Consider the following 21786-nt stretch of genomic DNA (forward strand, 5'->3'; position numbering starts at 1 on the left):
GAATTCATTTCCAAATATGCGTAGCATAGCATGAGGTTTATAGTTTCATCTACTGTCTGCGAAGTGTCGCAGGATTTTATCGAAAACTATAACCTAACCCAATTAGCCAAATGGAAAAATTGCTACCTGAGAGGGAAAATGCATGGCATCATAGCAAGCATTTTATGTTATCCCTACTCCTCCTATTCTCCTTAGTTATCTCCCATGATTCCTTTGGACAAAATGTTCCAGTCAGCGGTACTGTTGTCGATGATACTGGATTTCCACTTCCAGGAGTCAATGTGGTGATCAAAGGAACCACCAATGGAACCGTCACTGACCTTGATGGTAACTACTCCTTAGAAGTCCCCGAAGATGCAGTTTTGGTCTTCACCTTTGTAGGGTTTGAAACTATAGAAGAGCCAGTAAATGGAAGATCTACCATAAACGCGACTCTTGGAGAAGACCTATCTGATCTTGATGAGTTTGTTGTTGTCGGCTATGGCATCCAGCGAAAAAGTGATCTGACAGGTGCCATTTCCAGTGTGAAATCGGAAGACATCAGTAGGCTTCCTGTATCGGATGTGACCCAATCTCTCCAAGGTAGAGTCAGTGGTGTTCAGATCACCCAAAACTCAGGTGCCCCTGGTGCTGGATCTACTGTTCGTATTCGTGGCGTCGGCACCTTGAATAATTCCTCTCCGCTTTATGTAGTCGATGGGATGTTGCTTGACGACATCAATTTCCTGAATCCAAATGACGTAGAATCGATGGAAGTGCTTAAAGATGCTTCCGCAACTGCTATCTACGGTTCCAGAGGTGCAAATGGAGTTATTATCGTTACAACCAAGCAAGGTTCATTTGACACAGACACGAGAGTCACCGTGGATGCTTACACCGGTGTGCAGCAAGTTGCCAACAAAATAGACTTGGTCAATGCCCGTGAATTTGCACAGCTGGCAAATGAGTTGGAGCAAAATGTAGGCAATCAGCCAATTTATAATGTGAACGATTTTGGTCAGGGCACAGATTGGCAAGATTACATCTTCAGAAATGCTGCAATTAACAACTTTAGTATTGGTGCAAATGGAGGTTCGGAGAAAACTAACTTCAACTTAAGTGCAAATTACTTCAATCAGCAAGGAGTGGTGAAAGAATCAGAATTCGAACGTTTGACAATCCGACTGAACAACCAATACAAGATGAGCGAAGCAGTTACCTTTGGGCACAACCTATCATTCATCTATTACAATCAGCAAAATGAACCCGGGGTTATCGGAAATGCCTATCGTGCCTATCCGATATTTGAACCAACTCAGCCTGATGGAAGCTATACCAACACAGCACCTGTAGGAAACGCGGCGGCACAGTTTGAGTACAATTCAAACAACCGAACCAACAATTACCGCGGGGTAGGTAACTTCTTCATGGACGTCAAATTCCTTAAGAACTTCACCTTCCGAAGTAATGTAGGACTTGATCTGGTTTTTCAGGATTCGAAAAGCTTTACTCCTGTATATTTCGTATCTCCTACTCAGCAAAACCCTGAAAATTCTGTCAATGTTTCCAATCTGAGAAATACGAATATTCTCTGGGAGAATACGCTGAACTATAGCAAAGAGTGGGAAGACCATCGCCTTAACCTCTTAGGCGGTATCACTACGCAGGATTTCTACACAGAATCGCTTGGTGGTGGTAGAAGAAATCTTCCTGGGGAAGATCCTTCGCTTTGGTATCTGAATGCTGGTGAGCTCACCTCTCAGACCAATTCAAATGGAGGAGAATCCTGGGCTATGCTATCCTACCTTTTCAGAGTGAATTATACGTTCAAAAACAAGTTTCTCTTTACCGGAACATTCAGGAGAGATGGATCCAGCCGATTTGGAGAAGAAAGAAGATATGGAAATTTCCCTTCTATTGCACTTGGATATAACATCATCGAAGAGGGATTTCTACAAAACCAAAATTTCCTTTCCAACCTGAAAATACGCGGTAGCTGGGGAAAAGTCGGTAACGACAAAATCTATGTTTATGAAGGCCGTCCTGTGGTAAATGGAAATCAAAACGCAGTATTCGGTGAAAATGAAGAATTGGTTTACGGTGCGACAATAACCAGACTTTCTAATCCATTTATTCAGTGGGAAGAAACAGTTACCTCAAATATTGGTTTCGAGTTTGGCTTTTTTAATGAGAAACTGACAGGTGAATTGGACTATTATACTAGAACCACCAACGACATCCTGGTAGCAGTTCCGATTCCTTCTTACGTAGGTGCTTCCAACAATCCTGTGGTCAATGCAGCAAATGTGAAGAACTCAGGGATTGATCTGACTTTAAATTGGAGAGATCAAAAAGGTGACTTTTCCTACAATTTTGGAATAGTAGCTTCCACTGTGAATAATGAAGTATTGGATTTGGGCGATGGCAATGAGGCCATTTTCGGCGGAGCCGTAGGAATCTCTGGCTACCTAGGATCAAGAACGATCGTAGGGGAGTCAATCGGACATTACTATGGTTACAAGACAGCAGGAGTTTTCCAAAACGAAGCTGACCTTTCTTCCATACCTAAGCGAGGACCAGAAGTAGCTGGTGACTTAATCTATGAAGACACCAATGGCGATGGCGCTGTGAACAACAATGACCGGGTAATTCTTGGAAGCCCTATTCCTGATCTGGTTTATGGTTTCAATTTCGGCTTTGATTACAAAGGTTTTGATCTACGAGCAGATTTCAACGGTACGCTCGGAAACGAAATCTACAATGCCAAAAAGCAGACGCGCTTTAATACCTACAATTTTGAAACCAGCTACCTAGACAGATGGACTGGAGAAGGCAGCAGCAATACAGAGCCTAGAGTCACTAACGGTGGACACAACTACGAAGTCTCCGACAGATTTGTAGAAGATGGTTCTTTCCTTCGATTAAGAAATATCCAAGTTGGCTACAGCTTCTCCGAAGTTGTTTTAAGCAAGGTAAAACTTCAAAACTTCCGAGTTTTCTTGTCTGGTACAAATGTATGGACATGGACAAAATACTCTGGCTACACTCCTGAAATCGGCGGTGGAAATGTACTAGGAACTGGATATGACAGCGGTCTTTATCCAGTAGCAAGAACTTTTAACGTAGGTGTTTCAGCTAGCTTCTAAACCCAATCAAACCATGAAAAATAAGATAAATCATAAAATAGCAGTGATCGGTCTAGGCATTCTGATGAGTGTAGGGATAGTATCCTGCGAAGATTATTTGGAGAAAGCCCCATTAGGTCAACTCACTTCGGAAAACTTCTTCAAGGATGAGCTACAGGCAACGCAGGCTGTGAATGCAATTTATTCACACTTGAGAAATTTCAATGTACACGTGTTTTCCTACATAGGAATTACGGATATCGCATCAGATGATGCAGATAAAGGTTCCGTACCAGGTGATGCAGGCTTCCTTCAGGATATCAATGACTTCACTTTTGACGCAAATAACACTGCGGTAAATGGCATCTGGTCAGGATACTTTCAAGGGGTTTTTCGTGCCAATCAGGTGATAGAAAACGTGCCTGAAATCGACATGGATGAGGAATTGAAAAGCCGACTAATTGGCGAAGCGCGTTTTCTTAGAGCATATTTCTACTTCTTTCTGGTAAGAACTTATGGAGACCTTCCGCTAATCGATCGTCCCTTGAACCCAGATGAGTATTCACAAGCCAGAGTTTCCAAAGAGGAGATTTATGAATTCATCGAAGAGGACTTTCGTTTTGCGGCAGCAAACCTACCAGAAAAATCCGAATACCCAGCTTCAGAGTTGGGAAGGGCTACTTCTGGTGCAGCAAAGTCATTTTTGGCAAAAGTGCATCTCTTCCAAAACGAGTATCAGGAAGCTTATGACCTAGCTCAGGAAGTGATCGCAAGCGGTGAATACGAACTTTATCCTGACTACGAGGGAATTTTCCGAAGAGAAGGAGAACATTCCTCCGAGAGCATTTTCGAAGTATCCACTGTAGCTCTCGAAGCCGGGGGCGGTGGATCCCAGTTCAATGAGGTTCAAGGAATACGCGGGAATCCAAACAACGGCTGGGGATTCAATGGCCCATCGGATGATCTGATGGCTGCTTATGAGGAAAATGACCCAAGACTTGCAGCAACAATCATCAATGAAGGAGATACACTTCCATCGGGTGAGGTAGTGATGCCAGATCCCAATATGGGTGAAAATGCAAGATTCAGTAGAAAAGCCTGGCTTCCAGAAAGACCACCATCTGGATTCGGAAACAGCGGTGCAAATATCCGTTTGTTCAGATATGCAGACTTACTCTTGATTGCAGCAGAGGCGGCTAATGAAATCGGAAATCCAAGCCAAGCGCTAGAATATGTAAATATGGTAAGAGAGCGAGCGCGTCAAGGCAATGAGGATATTTTGCCGGATGTGGCTACTACTGATCAAGCGGATCTGAGAATGGCCATCTACCAAGAGCGCAGAGTAGAGCTTGCCATGGAGCAACACAGATATTTTGATTTGGTAAGACAGGGAAGAGCTCAGGAAGTATTTGCTGAGTTAGGAATCACATGGACTCCTGGAAAGCATGAAGTCTATCCTGTTCCACAATCAGAAATCGATATTAGTGGAGGTTCTATCACCCAAAACCCGGGGTATTAATCCCCTTAGACTCCCGTTTACTTGCTGTGGCGGGAGTCTTCTTTATTTCTAAATCTCACCCAATTTTTAAGCTATGAAATACTACTCTCTCCAATTTATCGCGATAGCAGCAATCTCTTTTGCCTGCCAAAAAACAGAAGAAAAAACCAATACCATCAAAGCCACCCCATACGATATCCATGTGGAACTCTCTTGGGACAAAAACCCAGAAGCAGATTCCTATGGCGTGTGGGTAAGCATGGATAATGATCACTACACCCAAAGAGCAATTCTGGAAGACACACTTTACCTGGATTTTGTAAATGACCTTGGGATGGAGCTGGATCTGAATTATGAGATCAGAGCTTATTCTGGCGCGGATTCTACTATCGTAGGAAAAGCTGCTTCCAAAACCCACAAGATGACCGATGAAGAACTTCTGGACATGGTGGAGTTTTATACCTTCCGATACTTCTGGGATGGAGCTGAGCCCAATTCGGGTCTGGCTCCTGAGCGGATTCATATTGACGGAGAATATCCACAAAACGATGCTCATGTAGTGACCACAGGTGGATCAGGAATGGGAATTTTTGGATTGATCGCAGGAATGGAAAGGGGCTGGATTACTAAGGAGCAGGGCATTGCTAGATTTGAAAAGATTGTGGGTTTTCTGGAAAAAGCCGACAAATTCAAAGGAGTTTGGCCTCACTGGATTAATGGACAAACAGGACAAGTTCAACCTTTTGGCCAGAAAGATAATGGAGGTGATTTGGTCGAATCTGCCTTTCTGATGCAAAGTTTGATTGCTGTCCGGGAGTATTTCAAAGATGGAGATGATAGAGAAAAAGCTGTTGCCCAGCGGATAGATAAACTTTGGAAGGAAATGGACTGGACTTGGTACACAAGAGATGGGCAGGATGTGCTGTATTGGCACTGGTCACCCGAGTATGCCTGGGATATGAATTTCCCTCTGGAAGGATATAATGAGTGCTTAATCACCTATGTACTCGCAGCTTCCTCTCCTACTCACACCATCGATCCAGCTGCTTATCACAAAGGCTGGGCAAGAAGCGGAGGAATCAAATCAGACAAGGAAGCTTTTGGATATGACTTGATTCTAAAACATAACGGCGCAGAAGAAAAAGGCGGGCCACTTTTTTGGGCACATTATTCCTATTTGGGACTTAATCCTATGGGATTGAAAGATCAATACGCTGATTATCAAAAACTGAACACTAACCATACGCTGATCAATAGGGCGCATGCTGTAGAAAACCCGAACGGATTTGCTGGCTACGGTGAAGATCTCTGGGGGCTTACTGCTTCCTATTCCATCAATGGTTATAATGCGCATTTCCCCAGAAATGATACCGGAGTGATCTCTCCAACAGCAGCGATTTCCTCCATTCCTTACACTCCTGAGGAATCCATGAAAGTGATCAAAAATCTATATTACAATTATGGTAAGAAAGTTTTGGGGCGATACGGCTTTTACGATGCAATGAGTCCTGAGCATGAATATTATCCTGAGCGATACCTTGCGATCGATCAAGGCCCGATGGTCGCTATGATAGAAAATTACAGAACCGGGCTGGGGTGGAAATTATTTATGGAAGCACCTGAAGTTCAGGAAGGCTTGAAGAAGTTGGGTTTTGAGAGTCCTAGTATTACTAAATAGAAATTTCACTTAGTTGTTGGGGCTTTTAAAACAAGAATCCTGAATTAACTCTTAAGGATCAATTCGGCTATTCCCCCTTTCCAAAAGGGGGCTAGGATGATTTCTTTTGCGCAGCCCGATAATTTTGATCCAAGGTTGCATTCGGATAATTTCTATCACAGTGCCGTACCTAAAGGCACAACCGGATATATTTTCGATTAATTATCTACCCATAGTTTGTCCCTGACGGGACAAATCAATGCCACTGGTCATTTTAATCAAAAGCAGAAAAATTCTCAATGATCAAATTCAATGGTCAATTCTCAATTGTCTCCGAATAGCTTAATGGGATAATACTCAATTCATCATTTCTCACAAGAAATAAAAAAAAGATTACTTCCGTCCTCTGCGTTACCCTCTGTGACCTCAGTGGTAAAAAAACCTTTTAATTCCCACATACCTAGCTATTTCCTTAGATGTGACAGGAATTGAATCTATTTTTGAGGTATGCATACCATGACTGTGGAAAGAACCATCTCCATCCGAGGACTATTTCGGATCAGCAGACCTATCAATCTGCTGATGGTGGGATTCGCGCAGCTAATGACAGCCTACTTTTTGGTGGGCACTACAAATGCTGGTTTGCCTGTTCTTCAGGATTACAAACTGTATCTGATCATTATCTCAACCTTATTGATCACTGCAGCGGGTTACATGATCAATGATTATTACGATGTCAAAATCGACTACGTCAATCGCCCTGGAAATGTCGTGGTAGGAAAAGGAATTAAGCGCCGGGTAGTTATTTTTCTTCACACCGTGTTGAATTTCACTGCTATCGGACTTGGTTTTCTGGTGAGCCCTATATTCGCTTTAATCAATTTCCTTGCAGCTTTTCTCCTCTGGTTTTACAGCAATAATCTAAAAAGAGAACCTTTTGTAGGGAATCTTACCGTGGCTTTTCTCACGGGGTTATCCATCTATTTGATTGGTTTCTACTTTCAGAAATCCGAACTGCTGGTTCTGACTTATGCCATCTTTGCATTTTTCCTAAATCTCATCCGTGAGATCATTAAAGATATAGAAGATAGACCGGGCGACAGGAAACACGGTTGTCGAACATTGCCAATTGTGTTGGGATTTCGTAAAACAAAAGCGGTGATTTTCCTGATTGCGGCAGTATTTGTTTGTGCGATATTGATTGTAATGTTCAAACTTGACCGCCCGATAATCTTTATTTATTTCAGTGGTCTAGGTATATTCTTTACCTATTTCATGTACAGAATTTACATAGCTGATCGCAAAGATCACTTTACACAATTGAGCACAATGGCCAAAGTGTTGATGTTGATTGGAACGCTTAGTATGGGGCTCCTTTAACTTCATTATTCGACATTACACGTTCATCATTTATTATTAAAATTGAATATCGAATGATGAATAAGAAATAATGAATGACCAAGTTCTTATCCTCAACCCCACTTCATTCATTGAATTTTAGCTATTCCAGCCCTTCTTGCCTATTTTCACCGAAATTTTTCAATCATGCTAGATAGCAAATTACTGGTAATCAAGATCGGGTCAAATGTACTGACTCAGGAAAATGGGCTTCCTGATTTGGAGCGCATGGAAAAGCTTGTGGCACAAATCCAAGACTTGACTTCTCTGGGAAAGAAAGTAGTACTGGTCAGTTCAGGCGCGGTGGCTTTTGGAAGACAGGCAATTCCTCTTCCTGAAAAGCTCAATCCGGTTTTCAAAAAACAAATCTGGGCTTCCACAGGACAAATCCGCCTGATCAATCAGTACCAAAACTTCTTTGAAAAGCATGGGCAGGCAGTGGCCCAGATCTTAGTAACCAAGGAAGATTTTCGCGACAGAAAGCACTTTCTGAATATGAAGAACTGCTTTCAGGCGTTGCTTTCACAGGGTATTTTGCCCATCATCAATGAAAATGATACGGTCACGATCACCGAGTTGATGTTTACTGATAATGATGAACTGGCAAGTCTGACGGCTGCTATGATCAACGCGGACACGATGATGTTGCTGACAAATGTGGATGGTATTTTCACAGGAAATCCTTCTGACCCAGATTCGGAGCTAATCGAAAAAGTATCTTCAAAAATGCCTGAAGTCTCTAATTATATCTCTGCATCCAAATCCTCTTTCGGACGTGGCGGAATGCTCACCAAATATGCAATGGCAAAGAAATCAGCTGATTTAGGCATTCAAGTGATTATCGCCAATGGAAAGCGGGAAAATGTATTGGGCGAATTTGCTGACAAAAGCTTGAGATGCACATGGTTTGAACCACAAAAAGCGAAGCATGGAGCTAAAAAATGGCTAGCACATGGAGAGCACTATTATGTAGGTGAGATCACTATAAATGAAGGTGCGAAAAGCTCGCTGACGGCTGAGGTTATCCGCAGTCTTTTGCCAATTGGAATTATTAAACTGGAAGGAGAGTTTTCCAAAGGAGATATCTTACTAATTCGCGATGAAACAGGTCACAAAATAGGCTTAGGTCGCGCAGAATATTCCTCCAAAGTCGCCAATGAACGAATCGGCCAAAAGAATCAAAAAGCACTAATACACTACGATTACCTCTATATTTTCGATCATGACTGAGTACCAATATATATTTGAAGGAGTGAAAAAAGGGTCTAGGAAACTGACTGGACTCAGCAATGAGAAGGTTAACCAAGTCTTACACAACCTGGCAATTTCAGCCGTTGAAAACATGTACTTTTTACTGGAGGAAAACCAAAAGGATCTGGATCTTATGGATCAGGACAATCCTATGTATGATAGGTTGTTGCTTACTGAAGAACGCATTCAAAGTATCGCAGGAGAAATCATCCAAGTGAGTGCCTTGCCTAGCCCTTTGCATCATGTATTGGAAAGTAAAACCTTAGAAAATGGACTTTCACTGGAGAAAACTACCGTTCCACTTGGTGTGATTGGGATCATATATGAAGCTAGACCAAATGTAACTTTTGATGTATTTACACTAGCCTTAAAATCAGGAAACGGCTTGGTACTGAAAGGTGGTTCAGATGCTGACCACTCCAACCGCGCAATCATGAGTTTGATCCATCAGGTCTTAGAAAATAATGAATTGCCGACAGAAGCCTTTCAACTTTTACCTGCAGATCGAGCTGCCACAAAAGCGCTCTTGGAGGCAGTTGGTTTTGTGGATGTGATCATACCGCGAGGATCTCAGGGCTTGATCAATTTCGTCAGAGATAATGCAAAAGTGCCTGTGATAGAAACTGGAGCTGGAATCGTGCATACCTATGTGGATGAATCAGCTGATTTAGAAAAAGCAAAAGAAATCATCTTCAATTCAAAGACCAGAAGACCAAGTGTATGCAATTCCTTGGATTGCTTGGTGATCCATGAATCTCATCTCAATGTGTTGAATGAGTTAATCCAACCTATGTTGGAAAGCAAGGTTCAGGTATTTGCAGATGAGAAATCCTTTGCTGCTTTAACTTCAAATGAATTGATTTCCAAAGCAGAGGAATCGCACTTTGGGACAGAATTCCTCGGGCTGAAACTGGCTATCAAAACTGTGGCTAATCTAGACGAAGCACTAGATCATATCGCGGAATATTCCTCGAAGCATTCTGAGGCTATTGTCGCAGAAAATCAGGAAATTATTGATCGCTTTTTACTGGAAGTAGATGCCGCTGCTGTTTATGCCAACGCATCGACGGCTTTCACAGACGGCGCTCAGTTTGGTTTGGGAGCAGAAATAGGAATCAGTACCCAAAAACTTCACGCCCGAGGTCCAATGGCTTTGAAAGAACTTTGCAGCTATAAGTGGATCGTGAGAGGGAATGGACAAGTGAGAGAATAGTTTTCAATGGTCAGTATTAAGTGGACTTCAGTATTCAGTATTCATCATTGGGTATTCGATATTGGAGGATTTGAAAATTGAAAAATTGGAAGATTGTCTTGAGTCCAAGACAATTTCTATCTCCGGTTGTCTTGAAGTCAAGACAATTTATCTATATATTTGTCTTGACTTCAAGACAATATCATGGAAGAGCTCTTTTTATTCCAACATAATTTAGTATCGCAAACATCCCTAGAATGGAAGAGATACTTATTTTCAAACCTCAAAACAGATGAAAAATTACTGGGGCTGAAGGGAATTCGAGGAGTTGGAAAAACCACCTTACTTCTTCAATATTTAATTTCTTCTCCACAACCTACTAGCCAAAAGCTGTATGTTACAGCAGACCACCCCTATTTTTATCAAAACACTCTTTTTGATCTCGCTTCACAGTTTTATTTAGCTTCAGGAAGACTACTATTGATAGATGAAGTACATAAATATAAAAACTGGTCAAGGGAGTTAAAGCTCATTTACGATGGATTTCCAAATCTAAAAGTGATTTTCACCAGTTCATCTGCTTTGGATTTGTACCGAGGTGAATCGGATTTGAGCAGAAGATTGATTACACAAAACCTAGACGGGCTGTCTTTTAGAGAATTTTTGGTTTTGACCCAAAACTTGGAATTACCTAAGTTTTCATTTGGAGAGGTGATCGAAAATCACTTAGAAATCTCCTCAACTCTTATTGATAAATTCCAAGTTACTTCGAGTTTCAAAAACTATCTCAATTATGGATATTTCCCGATAGTCAATCAAATATCACCTGAAGGTGTAAATACAAGGATTTTTCAGATAATAAATACCGTGCTGGAAAGTGACTTGGCTTTTGCCAAAGAATATTCATCATCTAACATTACTAAAATCAAAAAACTCCTGGGAGTAATCTCAGTTTCTGTACCTTTTGAACCTAACATTTCAAAAATTGCAGAAAAACTAGGGTTAGGTAGAACAACTGTTTATTCGTTTCTGGCTCATTTGCAAGATGCGAAAGTCATTCGAATGATAAACAAACCAAATCGAGGAATAAACTATCTGCAAAAGCCCGATAAAATTTATTTTGAAAACACGAATTTTGCGTATGCTTTGCAGCCACAACCTAATTTAGGCACTATCAGAGAAACTTTTTTTGCAAATCAATTATCAAATTCTGGACATGAACTGCAGCTAGCTATGAAAGGAGACTTTCTTATAGATGAAAACTGGACAGTAGAAATCGGTGGAAAATCAAAAAGCGGAGACCAAATCAAAGATTTAGAAAATAGTTTTTTAGCTCTGGATGAAATGGAAATTGGATTTGGAAGAAAAATCCCGTTATGGTTATTCGGGTTTTTATATTGAAAATAGCTGAACGTTGAAATGACAATTTCCGCGAAAATCACAAAAGCCAGAAATCATCAGAAAGACTGAGACTATACATTTAACTAAATTATTAAAGACTGCAAAAACCTCGAATATTTAGAAAATCTTTTAGCTGCGCCTCACGTACAGCTGTCGGGAGCGCCGTCGCGAGAAACAGAAACACCAAAACCTTTGAGGTTCGAAAAAAACCTCAAAGGTTACCCTGCCCTACAGGAGATTTCCCTTAATTTCGCAACAACCTACCAAAATCAATACTACCTTGAAACGTCTCGCAATCTTAGCCTCCGGATCTGGCAGCAACGCCGAAAAGATCATGGAACATTTCCAGAATTCAGAAATAGCCGAAATTGCATTAGTAGCTTCCAATAAGGCTGATGCTTTTGTGTTGGAGAGAGCCAAGAAATTCGACGTTCCGACTTTTACTTTTTCCAGAAAAGAAATGGATGCTGGTGTTTTACTTCAAAAATTGCAGCAAGAAAATATAGACTGGGTGATTCTGGCTGGCTTTTTACTGAAAATCCCAGTTGAATTGACTAGAGCTTTTCCAGATCGAATGGTGAATATTCATCCAGCTCTTTTGCCTAAATATGGAGGAAAAGGAATGTACGGAAGCTTCGTTCATGAAGCAGTAAAAGCTGCGGGTGAAGCAGAAACCGGCATTACTATTCACTTGGTCAATGAAAATTACGACGAAGGAAGAATAGTTTTCCAAGCCTCCACCCCACTCACTTCAGATGACACGCCAGATTCCATCGCCGAGAAAGTGCACGCCTTAGAGCACAAGCACTTTCCTGAGGTGATTGAGGGGCTATTATAGATTCAATTTTCGGTTTCATCCTATAGCGTCACTTTAGGGATATCAAAAACAGAGTGCCGCCCTCCTTCCTAGTTCGCAATAACGAAATCATAAATCCGAAATCAGCGGACTTGCATCCACTTCTTACTCTCCCGATCCACAAAGGTGATCGGAACAAATTTATCCGTAGGTGCTCCAATGTAATACACAGTCCAATTTGGATCGTGTTTAGTCAGCATTTCGGAGATGCAGTCTGCGCGATGCGCCGTGGGATTCTGACAGTCATCCCAATAAAATAACTCCACTTTGTAATGAAGCGACTTCACCTCATTGTTGATGATAACTTGAATGTCAATATTCTGCTTGCCTGGCAAGTTCGGAATAGGAATGGCAATGTGACTCATGGGTTTAGATGTTTTAGTGTGTACTTATTGATGCATGTATTGTGGGTTGGTTTACTTTAAACTTTTTAATCTGATATTCTAATTGTGATGAAATTGAAATCCTTCATCGTGACACTAGGTTCTTGACTCTAGGCTCTAAAATCTTAGTACTTATGTCTTGCTACTAGCTACTCTACTCACTCTTCAAACTCTTCACCGGATTCCTCAGCGCCGCTTTGAAAGCTTGAGAACTTACAGTCGCCAAAGCAATTAGGATAGCAACTAGTCCTGAGAGGGCAAAAACCCACCATTCAATATCGATTCTATAAGCAAAATCCTGAATCCATTGATTTACCACATACCAGGAAACCGGAACAGCAATTACAATCGCAACCAATACCAGTTTGATAAAATCCTTGGAAAGTATGGCGACAACCGTGGTTACGGAAGCACCCAAAACCTTTCTGATGCCTATTTCTTTAACCCGCTGCTCCAAGGTGAATGAGACCAATCCAAAAAGCCCCAAACAGGAAATCAAGATGGAAAGCCCCGTAAGCATGCCCACAATAGCATTTACAGTTTGGTCAGCTCTATACAATTCTGTAAAGTGATCGTCCAAAAACTGATATTCAAATTCCCGTTCAGGGATCTGGGTATTCCAGATAGACTCTATTTGAGCTAGAGCTTCAGGAACATTTTCACCGCTTATTTTCACAGACAATTCTTCAAATCCCCAATTGCGCTGATTGAATATGGTCAGTGTTTCAATTTTATGATGTAGAGAATTAAAATTGAAATCCTTCACAATTCCCACCAATCTTCCGGCAGAGTCCATTCCGCTGAATCCAAATTGAGAACCAATCAATGACTCGATATCTCTGTTTTCTCCATCCTTTAAGATAAGTTCCTTGGCAAGGGATTCATTGATCAGGTAGGTATTTCCGTTGTCCCCTTCACTATCATTGATGTTTCTCCCTGCTATCAAATCAATCTGGTAAACATCCAAAAAATCAGGATCTACTACCACTTGGGAGGTAGCCAAATTAATAGCTGGACCTGCTCCATGAAAAGTAATTCCAGTCTGATGAAGATTATTGCCAAGTCTCTGTCCAGACGCAGAGACTTCCTGCACTTGAGAGCTACCAAGCAATGCCTGCTTTAGCGTCTCATATCGATCTGTATATCGCTGACCAAATGGAATTGTGATTACTTGCTCGTGGGAAAACCCAAGATCTTTTTCCTGCATGAACCTCACTTGACGAGAGGCAAATAAGGTAGAGATAATCAGGAAAATAGCACAGCTAAACTGTACCACAACCAATACATTCCTAAAATCAGCCTTCCTTTTTCCAGTGACTGGAGAGCCTTTCAAAACCTTTACCGGGTTAAAACTGGATAAATAAAGCGCAGGATATAAACCGGAAAGTATGCCTACTATCACAGCTCCAAAAAACATTGAAACTAGGAAAAGAGGATTACTGAATAATGGAAACTCTAGCTGCCGCTGACTGAACTCGTTCAAAAATGGCAGAGCCAGAAAAACGAAAATCACCGCCAGCACCATCGCCATCAAACTAATTAGAATGGATTCGCCAATAAATTGTAAGTACAACTGGGATTTGGAAGCTCCGGAAGCTTTTCTCACACCAATCTCCATGGCACGGCTTACTGATTTGGCAGATGATAGATTCACAAAATTGATTCCTGCGATAAAAAGCACGATCAATGCGATGTAGAAAAATATCCTAGTGTAAGCTCCGTCAAATTTTTGATAATTGATGTAATCGTGAGTGATATCTGTAGAGCCGGCATGCACTTCACTTAATGGCTGAAGAAAAAGCTCATACCCTCCTGCTCCTTCTTCACCCATATGAGAAACTAGAAACGCCGGGAATTTTGATTCCATTGCCTCAATATCTGCTTCTTCTCCTAGTTCGAGATAAGTTGTCAGCCAATTCCCACCCCAGTTCTCCATGGCTTGAGGACCTACATAGCTACTGAAAGAAGTAAGTCCTTCAAATCTCAAATGGGAATTTTCAGGGATATTTTCCAATACAGCAGTTACCGTATATGAGATAGTGTCTTGGTCAGAAAGTGTGAGGGTTTTACCCAAAGGAGATTCTTCACCAAATATCTTCTCAGCACTTTTCTCAGTCAAAACAAGGCTGTAAGGCTCAGTCAAAGCTGTGGCTCGGTTACCTTCTACAAGTTTGAAGTCAAAAATCTGAAAAAAGGAAGAATCTGCCCATATGGTTTCTGAGAGAATAGCTTCTTTTTCTTGATTCTTAAACCTCAATTCTCCTCCTGGCCTTACCCTAGTGAAGTTCATAATTTCAGGAAACTCATCTAGAAGAGTCGGCCCCATAGGATACATGGACAAAGCGACTTTTTGTGGAGCCACCATCCCTTCCCAATTCTGCACCACATCCAGTCGATAAATGTTTTTAGTGTGAATACTATCAAAATCCCGCTCATAATTCACAAAAAGCAGGATCATAATGCAAACCGCCATACCTATGGACAGTCCTGCAATATTCAGAAAAGAGAAGAGCTTGTTCTTCCTGATATTTCTGAAGGCGATTTTAAGATAGTTTTTCAGCATTTGTTCTAAGATTGGAAGAATATAAAATTGGAAGATCGGAATATTTTGGGTTCAAAGGTTGGAAAGTAATAAAGTTGTAAAGTGTGTCAGATTATTACCGGGATCGAAGTTTTGAACCTAGGTTCTTGATTCTTGGCTCTTAATCATGATACTTTGTACTTGATACTTTATACTTTCTTACTCGCTTTTCAAACTCTTCACCGGATTCAGCATAGCAGCTTTAATTGCTTGGAAACTGATTGTAACTAAAGCCACAATAACAGCCAAAAGTCCTGAAACCAAGAAAACCCACCAATGAACAGGAACCTGATAAGCAAATCCTTCCAGCCACTTATTCATGGCAAACCATGCAACAGGAGTAGCGACCAGAATCGCTATCAAAACCAATTTGATAAAGTCTTTGGATAGTAATCCTACTATGTTGCCGATATTTGCACCTAATACCTTTCTGATTCCGATTTCTTTGGTTCTCTGCTCTGCAGTGTAAGTAGCCAAGCCTAGCAAACCCAAACAGGCTATCAAAATCGCCAAGACTGAGAACGTGGTAAAGATCTGTCTGAACCTGAAATCTGATTCATATTGCTTGTTAAAATCAGCATCGAGAAAACTATACAGAAAAGGTCTGTGAGGTGCAATTCGGCTCCAAACCTGCTCTATCTGGTCAATTGTCGCAGGAAGATTTTCTCCAGTCACTTTCAATGACATATACCGACTTGCATACGCTTCAAATGGCAAGGTCAAAGGTTCGATAGTACGGTGTAGGGAGATGTAATTGAAATCCTTCACTACTCCAATCACTTCGCCCTCCCTGCCCCACTGGGAAAACTTTTTTCCTATAATATCCGCTGGATTTGCATAGCCGTATTGTCTTGCGGCGGCTTCATTCATGACCAAAGCAGCACTGGAATCTGATGGGTAATCTCTGGAATAAGATCTCCCTGCGACTAATTCTAGACTGTAATGATCTATAAAATCGATCCCAACCTGGAAAATAGGCTGCCCTTCTTGAATCATTTCTCCCTCAGGATTTTCAATGGAGGTTCCTGCATTTGGAAAATAGCTACCCGGTACGCTACGCGAAAAAGCGGCTGATGTCACAGATGGAATGTTTTCCATCTCTGTTTTCAAAGCAGAAGAAACCCTGTTTACATCCTCGTCATAATTGTAATCCAACACCAGCATTTGCTCCTTGTCAAATCCCATTTCCTTATCAAGAATATGGCTCATCTGAGAGTAAACTATGAATGTCCCTGCAATTAGGGCAATGGAAAGACTGAACTGAAACACCACCAATCCCTTTCGAAGATTAACTCCCCTTGCATCGGATTTATTAATTCCTTTTAAGATCATGACCGGGCGAAAACTCGAAAGTATCAATGCAGGATAAGAACCAGCTAGTAAGCCAACCAGAACAACTATTCCCAAAAAGAAAGGAATTGTCTGCCAATTGATAATCTGGTTGACCACCAATACTTTTCCAGTAAGACTATTCATTAGGGGAAGAGAAACAGTCACTAAGAAAATTGCCACAATTCCGGAAAGAAGTACGATAATCAGGGATTCCCCTAAAAACTGAAAAATTAAACTGCTTTTATCTGCGCCAATAGATTTCCGAATTCCCACCTCCTTCGCTCGCTCCATAGATCTGGCCGTAGAAAGATTCATAAAGTTGATAATCGCAATCCCTAGGATAAATAGACCTATAATAGAAAACACATAGATATTGGCTAGTGAACCAGTTTCTCCTGGCTGACGGTCAGCAGAAGTTCGGAGATAAACATCCTATAGCGCTTCAACATGAACTGTATATGGATCTTCTTTATACGGATAGTTCTCCTCCAAAAATTTAGGGATCTTTTGTTCAAAAGCGACCTGATCAAAACTTTCATTCACCAAGAAATACGTATAGAAATCCACATATCCCCATTCGTCAAAAACACTTGGACGGGATTGTTTGAACGTGCTCAAAGAAAGAAGCGCATTGAATTTAAAATGTGAATTTCCAGGTACATCTTCCATAATTCCCGTGACAGTGTAATCTCCTGCATTCGCTCTTCCTGAGGATTCACTTCCTTTCAGCGTTTTTCCCAATGCTTCATCCTCTCCAAAATATCGTTTGGCCGTACTTTCTGTAAGCACTATGCTAAATGGCGCGACTAATGCTGTCTTCGGATCGCCTTCAATCAGCTTCCAGGAAAACACATCAAATACCGTGGAATCCATAAAAAATACGCCATCCTCCTGCTGGGTAGTTTCCCCATAGCTCAACAATAAATCTGATCGACCGGAAAACTGAACAATCTTCTCAATCTCCGGAAATTGCTCTTTCATAGCCGGACCAACCGGAGCATTATGCCAAACCCAGAAAGGCTCAGCTTCAGATCCTTCCTCCACTTCTTCCGGTGAGCTAGAACCATGTGTAAGTCGATATATCCTGTCACCTTTCTCATGGTACTTATCATAGGAAAGTTCATCCTGCACAAACATGAAAATAAGTACACAGCAAGCCATACCAATCCCCAAACCTACTATATTGATAAAGGAATACACCTTCTTCTTGAGCAGGTTTCTGTAGGCGATTTTAAAGTAGTTTTTGAGCATAATTTTTTGAATTGGAAAATTAAAAGATTGGAAGATTGAAAAATTTAGCCCTAACAATCATTCAATCCTTAAATACTCTCAGTTTTAATTCAAGACACTTTGTGATTGACAATCAATACTTTGTGCCTATGTCTTGATACTTGATACTAGTTACTTATGTCTTGTTCCTTGATACTAATCCTCACTCGCTCTTCAGCGTTCTAGCCGGGTTAGTCAAAGCAGCTTTGATGGATTGAAAACCTACGGTGAACAAAGCAATCAACATCGTAGCAGTACCAGTTGCGACAAAAACCCACCATTCGATTCCTACACTGTAGTCATAATTTTGCAACCATTGATCCATGATATACCAGGCAATAGGAACTGAAAGCAAAAAGGCGATCCCAACTAGCTTTAGGAAGTCCTTAGAAAGCAATAGTGATATACTGCCTACACTTGCTCCCAGCACTTTTCTCACTCCTATTTCTTTCAGACGATTGGCAGCCATGTAAGTGGAAAGTCCAAATAACCCCAAACATGAAATCACAATAGTCAGAATAGTAAAGACAATGGAAAGCTTTGCCGTTCTAGCGGTATCATCAAATTTCCTGGCATATTGCTCATCGGCAAATTGGTATTCAAAAGGGAAATTTGGGTTAAACTCTTCAAAAACGCTCTGAATTTTAGCGAGATTATCTGCTACAGGTTGATCAGGATTCAGACGGATATGCAGGTAACTGAACCAGGAAGAAGGTCCAAATACCATTAATGGGTTAACTGGATCATAAGGGGATTCGAAAATAAAATCCTCAATGATGCCAACTACTGTATAGTTATCTTCTCCATCAGAAACTATCTGCCCCAAAGGATTTTCCAATCCCATTTTTCTTATCGCTGTTTCATTCAATAAAATCGCTGTAGAATCACTTGCAAATTCATAGATATCTATGTCTCTACCTTCTACCAAATTGGTTCCCATTACTTTCATAAAATCAGCATCTGCACTGAACCGAATGAAATCAAGCTTTTCATCCTCTGGCGTACTACCTTCCCAAGAATAACCCCAACCATCGCTGTAGCGCTGGGTAATCGGGCTCATCGATTGCGTGACCGCAAGACTGGAGCCACTAGAAAGAAGTGCTTGTTTGATTGCGCTATAATGCTTCTCTATATCGCCCTGCATGGAGATGTAGATGAGATTATCTTGGTTATAACCCAACTCACGGTTTTGAGCATGACTTATTTGACGCTGGATGATGATCGTAGAGACAATTAGGATAATAGCGAAGCTAAATTGGATCACAACCAGTATTTTCCGGGGATTAACCGCCGAAGCAGCTGAACGAAAAGTACCTTTTAATACATTTACTGGACTAAACGAAGAGAGGAAAAATGCAGGATAACTTCCTGCCAAAAGACCAGTAAGCAATATAAAGCTGATCAACTGAAGCCAGAAAATCACCTCAGTGTATGGAAGAAATAGCTGCTTGCCAATCAGTATATTAAAGGAAGGAAGCGCCAGTTCCACCAGAAGGATTGCCAAAACCCCCGCGATCAACGCAATGAGCGTGCTTTCCCCAATAAACTGTGCGATAAGAGAAGTTTTTCTAGCTCCTACGACTTTTCTCAAACCTACTTCCTTGGCTCTCTTTTCACTTCGAGCAGTGCTCAGATTCATAAAGTTGATACAGGCAATGACCAGAATAAACAATGCGATAAATCCAAACATTCGGACAGTCACTATCCTTCCTCCTACGAGCTGGCCGTTCTCACTTTTTCCATATAGGTGTATCTGTGAAAGAGGGTAGCTAAATACGTCTGCTGTATTCTCACCGTTGGTATGTTCCTTGGTTATGTTTATCACTTTCTCGTTGAATGCCTCGTGGGAAGCATTTTCTGTGAGCAATACATAGTTCTCAACGGAGTTATTTCCCCACCATTCGTCATCCCAACCCAGTTTTTTCATGTAAGCCCACGACAGAAAGTAATCCGACTGAAAGCGGGTATTATTTGGCAAATTCTCCAGAACTCCCGTCACTGTAAAAATATCTGTACTATCGATCTTGACTGTCTGCCCCACAGCCATCTCAGTACCAAACAATTTTTTGGCAAAGTCTTCAGTGACCACCATGTTATACGGATCTTCCAAAGCAGTAGAACTATTGCCTTGCAGCATCGGAAAATCAAACACATCCAAAAAATCTGGATCGATGAAAGAACCTGATTCGTTCATTTTCTTATCTCCAACCGTGAAAAGGAAATTGGCATGATTGATCCGAACCGCTTGCTCTACTTCTGGATAGTCCTTTTCTAGCGTAGGCCCCATTATTTTGGGAGTTGTACCCCATGCCCATAGTTCGCCGCTAAACGTATCTCTGTTATACATTCGATAGATTCGGTCCGACTTGGAATGCTCCCGATCCATACTCACCTCGTTCTGTATCCACAGCAAAATCAGAATAGCTGACGCCATCCCAATACCCAATCCTCCGATATTGATGAAAGCGTAACCTTTACTTCTAACGATATTTCTCCAGGCGATTTTAAAGTAGTTTTTGAGCATAAGGTTGGAAAGTTAAAAGACACTAAGGTTTGACAGTTGATAGCTTGCAAAGTGGTAAAGTTGAGTAGCAATAAATCAGACTGCATAGCCTAACCCACCACATCACGTAACTTAATTTATCGTTCTACCTCTGGTAGAACAAGTTGGTTCTTTCAAATAGTAATTCCAGATTTATGCCATTAAAAAGTTGCCTAATTAAGCGTAGGAAGGCATTTTTCCATTTAATCCTAATTAGCTGTCGGACAGTTTTGTTCGCCAACGGGCAAATTCAATTCGATCCCCAGACTTTTGTGGGATTAAGGAAACCCAACGCTTAGCTATTTTTTCTCAACCATTTTATTCCCCTGAAAACTATACAATAAGTAAAAAAGCGAAGGCAAAATAAAAACACTTCCTATCATCAGTGCCCAAGCCAAGGTATCTATGGGTTTTCCAATAGCAGCGGAGTTAAAAAGAGATAAGTTTTCACCTGACTTGGTGATGATCAAGTCTGGGAAATAATGGTAACCAAAAGCTGCTAAAATAGCGGTAACGACAAAACCACTCAGTAAGCGAACAAGCGATTTACTTCCCTCTTTCAAATTTAGCCAAAGCGCAATTATCGCAAGAGTAGCCAACACCAAAGTCCCAATGGTAATCCATTCGGTCAATAATAACCCTACCAAAGGCACTTCATCTATGATCGAAGCCGCAAACACCAAACCTCCCGTAAGTACAGTAAACACAATAAACAGCTTTGCTTTCCTCACAACAAACGCTTTGACCTCAGACTTTTTGGCCTCGCCAACTAAAAATACGGAAGCTAAAAACCCACAAATCGCAACAGTGAAAATCCCGACAGAAACACTAAAAAAATTGAACCAAGGATGAATGTAGGCCTCATAAAACCCTTTGGCTTCTGGATCTATTTGGCCTGCCACAGCTGCCCCGAAAATCAATCCGAGAAAGAAAGGTGTGATAAAGCTGGAATAGGTGAAAATAAAATTATAAACCTTTTGCATATCATCCTGATAGGCATCGTAATGACGAAAAACGAAAGCAGTTCCCCTGCCGATAATTCCGATCAGCATCAAAGCCAAGGGAATATGCAGATGCACCGAAAGCGTCGTATAAATCGATGGAAACCCCACAAACAGAATTACGATGGCGATAATCAACCACATATGGTTTGCTTCCCAGATCGGCCCTATGGTTTTATAGGTAGTGTCTTGAAGTTGAGAACGCATGCGTGCTGGCGTGAAAATCTCCAAAATCCCAGCGCCAAAATCAGCACCGCCAAGGATGACATACATCAATAGAGCAAGGCAAAGGAAAATGATTACGACGTATAGCATGAGTAC

The 21786-nt window shown here is 41.3% G+C and carries 14 protein-coding genes; 8 read left to right on the forward strand and 6 right to left on the reverse strand.

The features are described 5' to 3' along the window. Positions 1–110: 110 nt before the first annotated feature. The 8 genes from BM386_RS10445 (at position 111) to purN (ending at position 12339) form a co-directional block, all read left to right on the forward strand. Positions 111–3125 (forward strand): SusC/RagA family TonB-linked outer membrane protein, encoded by a 3015-nt coding sequence (locus BM386_RS10445; protein WP_091693532.1) that lies wholly within the window; start codon positions 111–113, stop codon positions 3123–3125. 13 nt (positions 3126–3138) lie between these two features. Beyond that, entirely contained in the window at positions 3139–4623 is a 1485-nt protein-coding gene (locus BM386_RS10450) for a RagB/SusD family nutrient uptake outer membrane protein (RefSeq protein ID WP_091694467.1), read from the forward strand. 73 nt (positions 4624–4696) lie between these two features. Continuing rightward, a complete protein-coding gene (locus BM386_RS10455; RefSeq protein WP_091693535.1) occupies positions 4697–6280 on the forward strand; it encodes a glucoamylase family protein in 1584 nt (527 codons plus the stop codon). 495 nt (positions 6281–6775) lie between these two features. Further along, complete coding sequence (locus tag BM386_RS10460) at positions 6776–7639, forward strand: geranylgeranylglycerol-phosphate geranylgeranyltransferase (protein ID WP_244545500.1); 864 nt, start codon at positions 6776–6778, stop codon at positions 7637–7639. A gap of 165 nt (positions 7640–7804) precedes the next feature. After that, positions 7805–8887, forward strand: coding sequence for a glutamate 5-kinase (gene proB / locus BM386_RS10465; protein ID WP_091693537.1), 1083 nt, complete (start codon positions 7805–7807; stop codon positions 8885–8887). After that, complete coding sequence (locus BM386_RS10470; protein WP_091693540.1) at positions 8880–10121, forward strand: glutamate-5-semialdehyde dehydrogenase; 1242 nt, start codon at positions 8880–8882, stop codon at positions 10119–10121. The genes proB and BM386_RS10470 overlap by 8 nt, the downstream gene beginning before the upstream one ends. Positions 10122–10304: 183 nt before the next feature. Further along, positions 10305–11501: an ATP-binding protein gene (locus tag BM386_RS10475; protein ID WP_091693543.1), complete on the forward strand. Its 1197-nt coding sequence runs from the start codon at positions 10305–10307 to the stop codon at positions 11499–11501. A 280-nt stretch (positions 11502–11781) separates the two neighbouring features. Continuing rightward, a complete protein-coding gene (gene purN, locus BM386_RS10480) occupies positions 11782–12339 on the forward strand; it encodes a phosphoribosylglycinamide formyltransferase (RefSeq protein WP_091693545.1) in 558 nt (185 codons plus the stop codon). 101 nt (positions 12340–12440) lie between these two features. Here purN and BM386_RS10485 read toward each other — a convergent pair whose 3' ends face one another. From BM386_RS10485 to BM386_RS10505, 6 genes are all read right to left on the reverse strand, one after another. After that, on the reverse strand, positions 12441–12722 hold the full coding sequence (locus BM386_RS10485; RefSeq protein ID WP_086498493.1) for a hypothetical protein: 282 nt from the start codon (positions 12720–12722) through the stop codon (positions 12441–12443). Positions 12723–12894: 172 nt separating this feature from the next. Continuing rightward, positions 12895–15303 carry an ABC transporter permease gene (locus BM386_RS10490; protein WP_091693548.1) on the reverse strand — a complete coding sequence of 803 codons (2409 nt, stop codon included), beginning with the start codon at positions 15301–15303 and terminating at the stop codon, positions 12895–12897. Between the two features lie 177 nt (positions 15304–15480). Then, positions 15481–17019, reverse strand: a complete 1539-nt coding sequence (locus BM386_RS23945) for an FtsX-like permease family protein (RefSeq protein WP_244545501.1) — start codon at positions 17017–17019, stop codon at positions 15481–15483. 66 nt (positions 17020–17085) lie between these two features. Beyond that, on the reverse strand, positions 17086–17904 hold the full coding sequence (locus BM386_RS23950) for an ABC transporter permease (RefSeq protein ID WP_244545502.1): 819 nt from the start codon (positions 17902–17904) through the stop codon (positions 17086–17088). 181 nt (positions 17905–18085) lie between these two features. Continuing rightward, complete coding sequence (locus BM386_RS10500) at positions 18086–20446, reverse strand: ABC transporter permease (RefSeq protein ID WP_091693551.1); 2361 nt, start codon at positions 20444–20446, stop codon at positions 18086–18088. Positions 20447–20763: 317 nt separating this feature from the next. Beyond that, entirely contained in the window at positions 20764–21780 is a 1017-nt protein-coding gene (locus BM386_RS10505; RefSeq protein WP_091693554.1) for a cytochrome d ubiquinol oxidase subunit II, read from the reverse strand. Positions 21781–21786: the final 6 nt, after the last annotated feature.

The sequence above is a fragment of the Algoriphagus locisalis genome, from assembly GCF_900116615.1.
Classification (GTDB): Bacteria; Bacteroidota; Bacteroidia; order Cytophagales; family Cyclobacteriaceae; genus Algoriphagus; species Algoriphagus locisalis.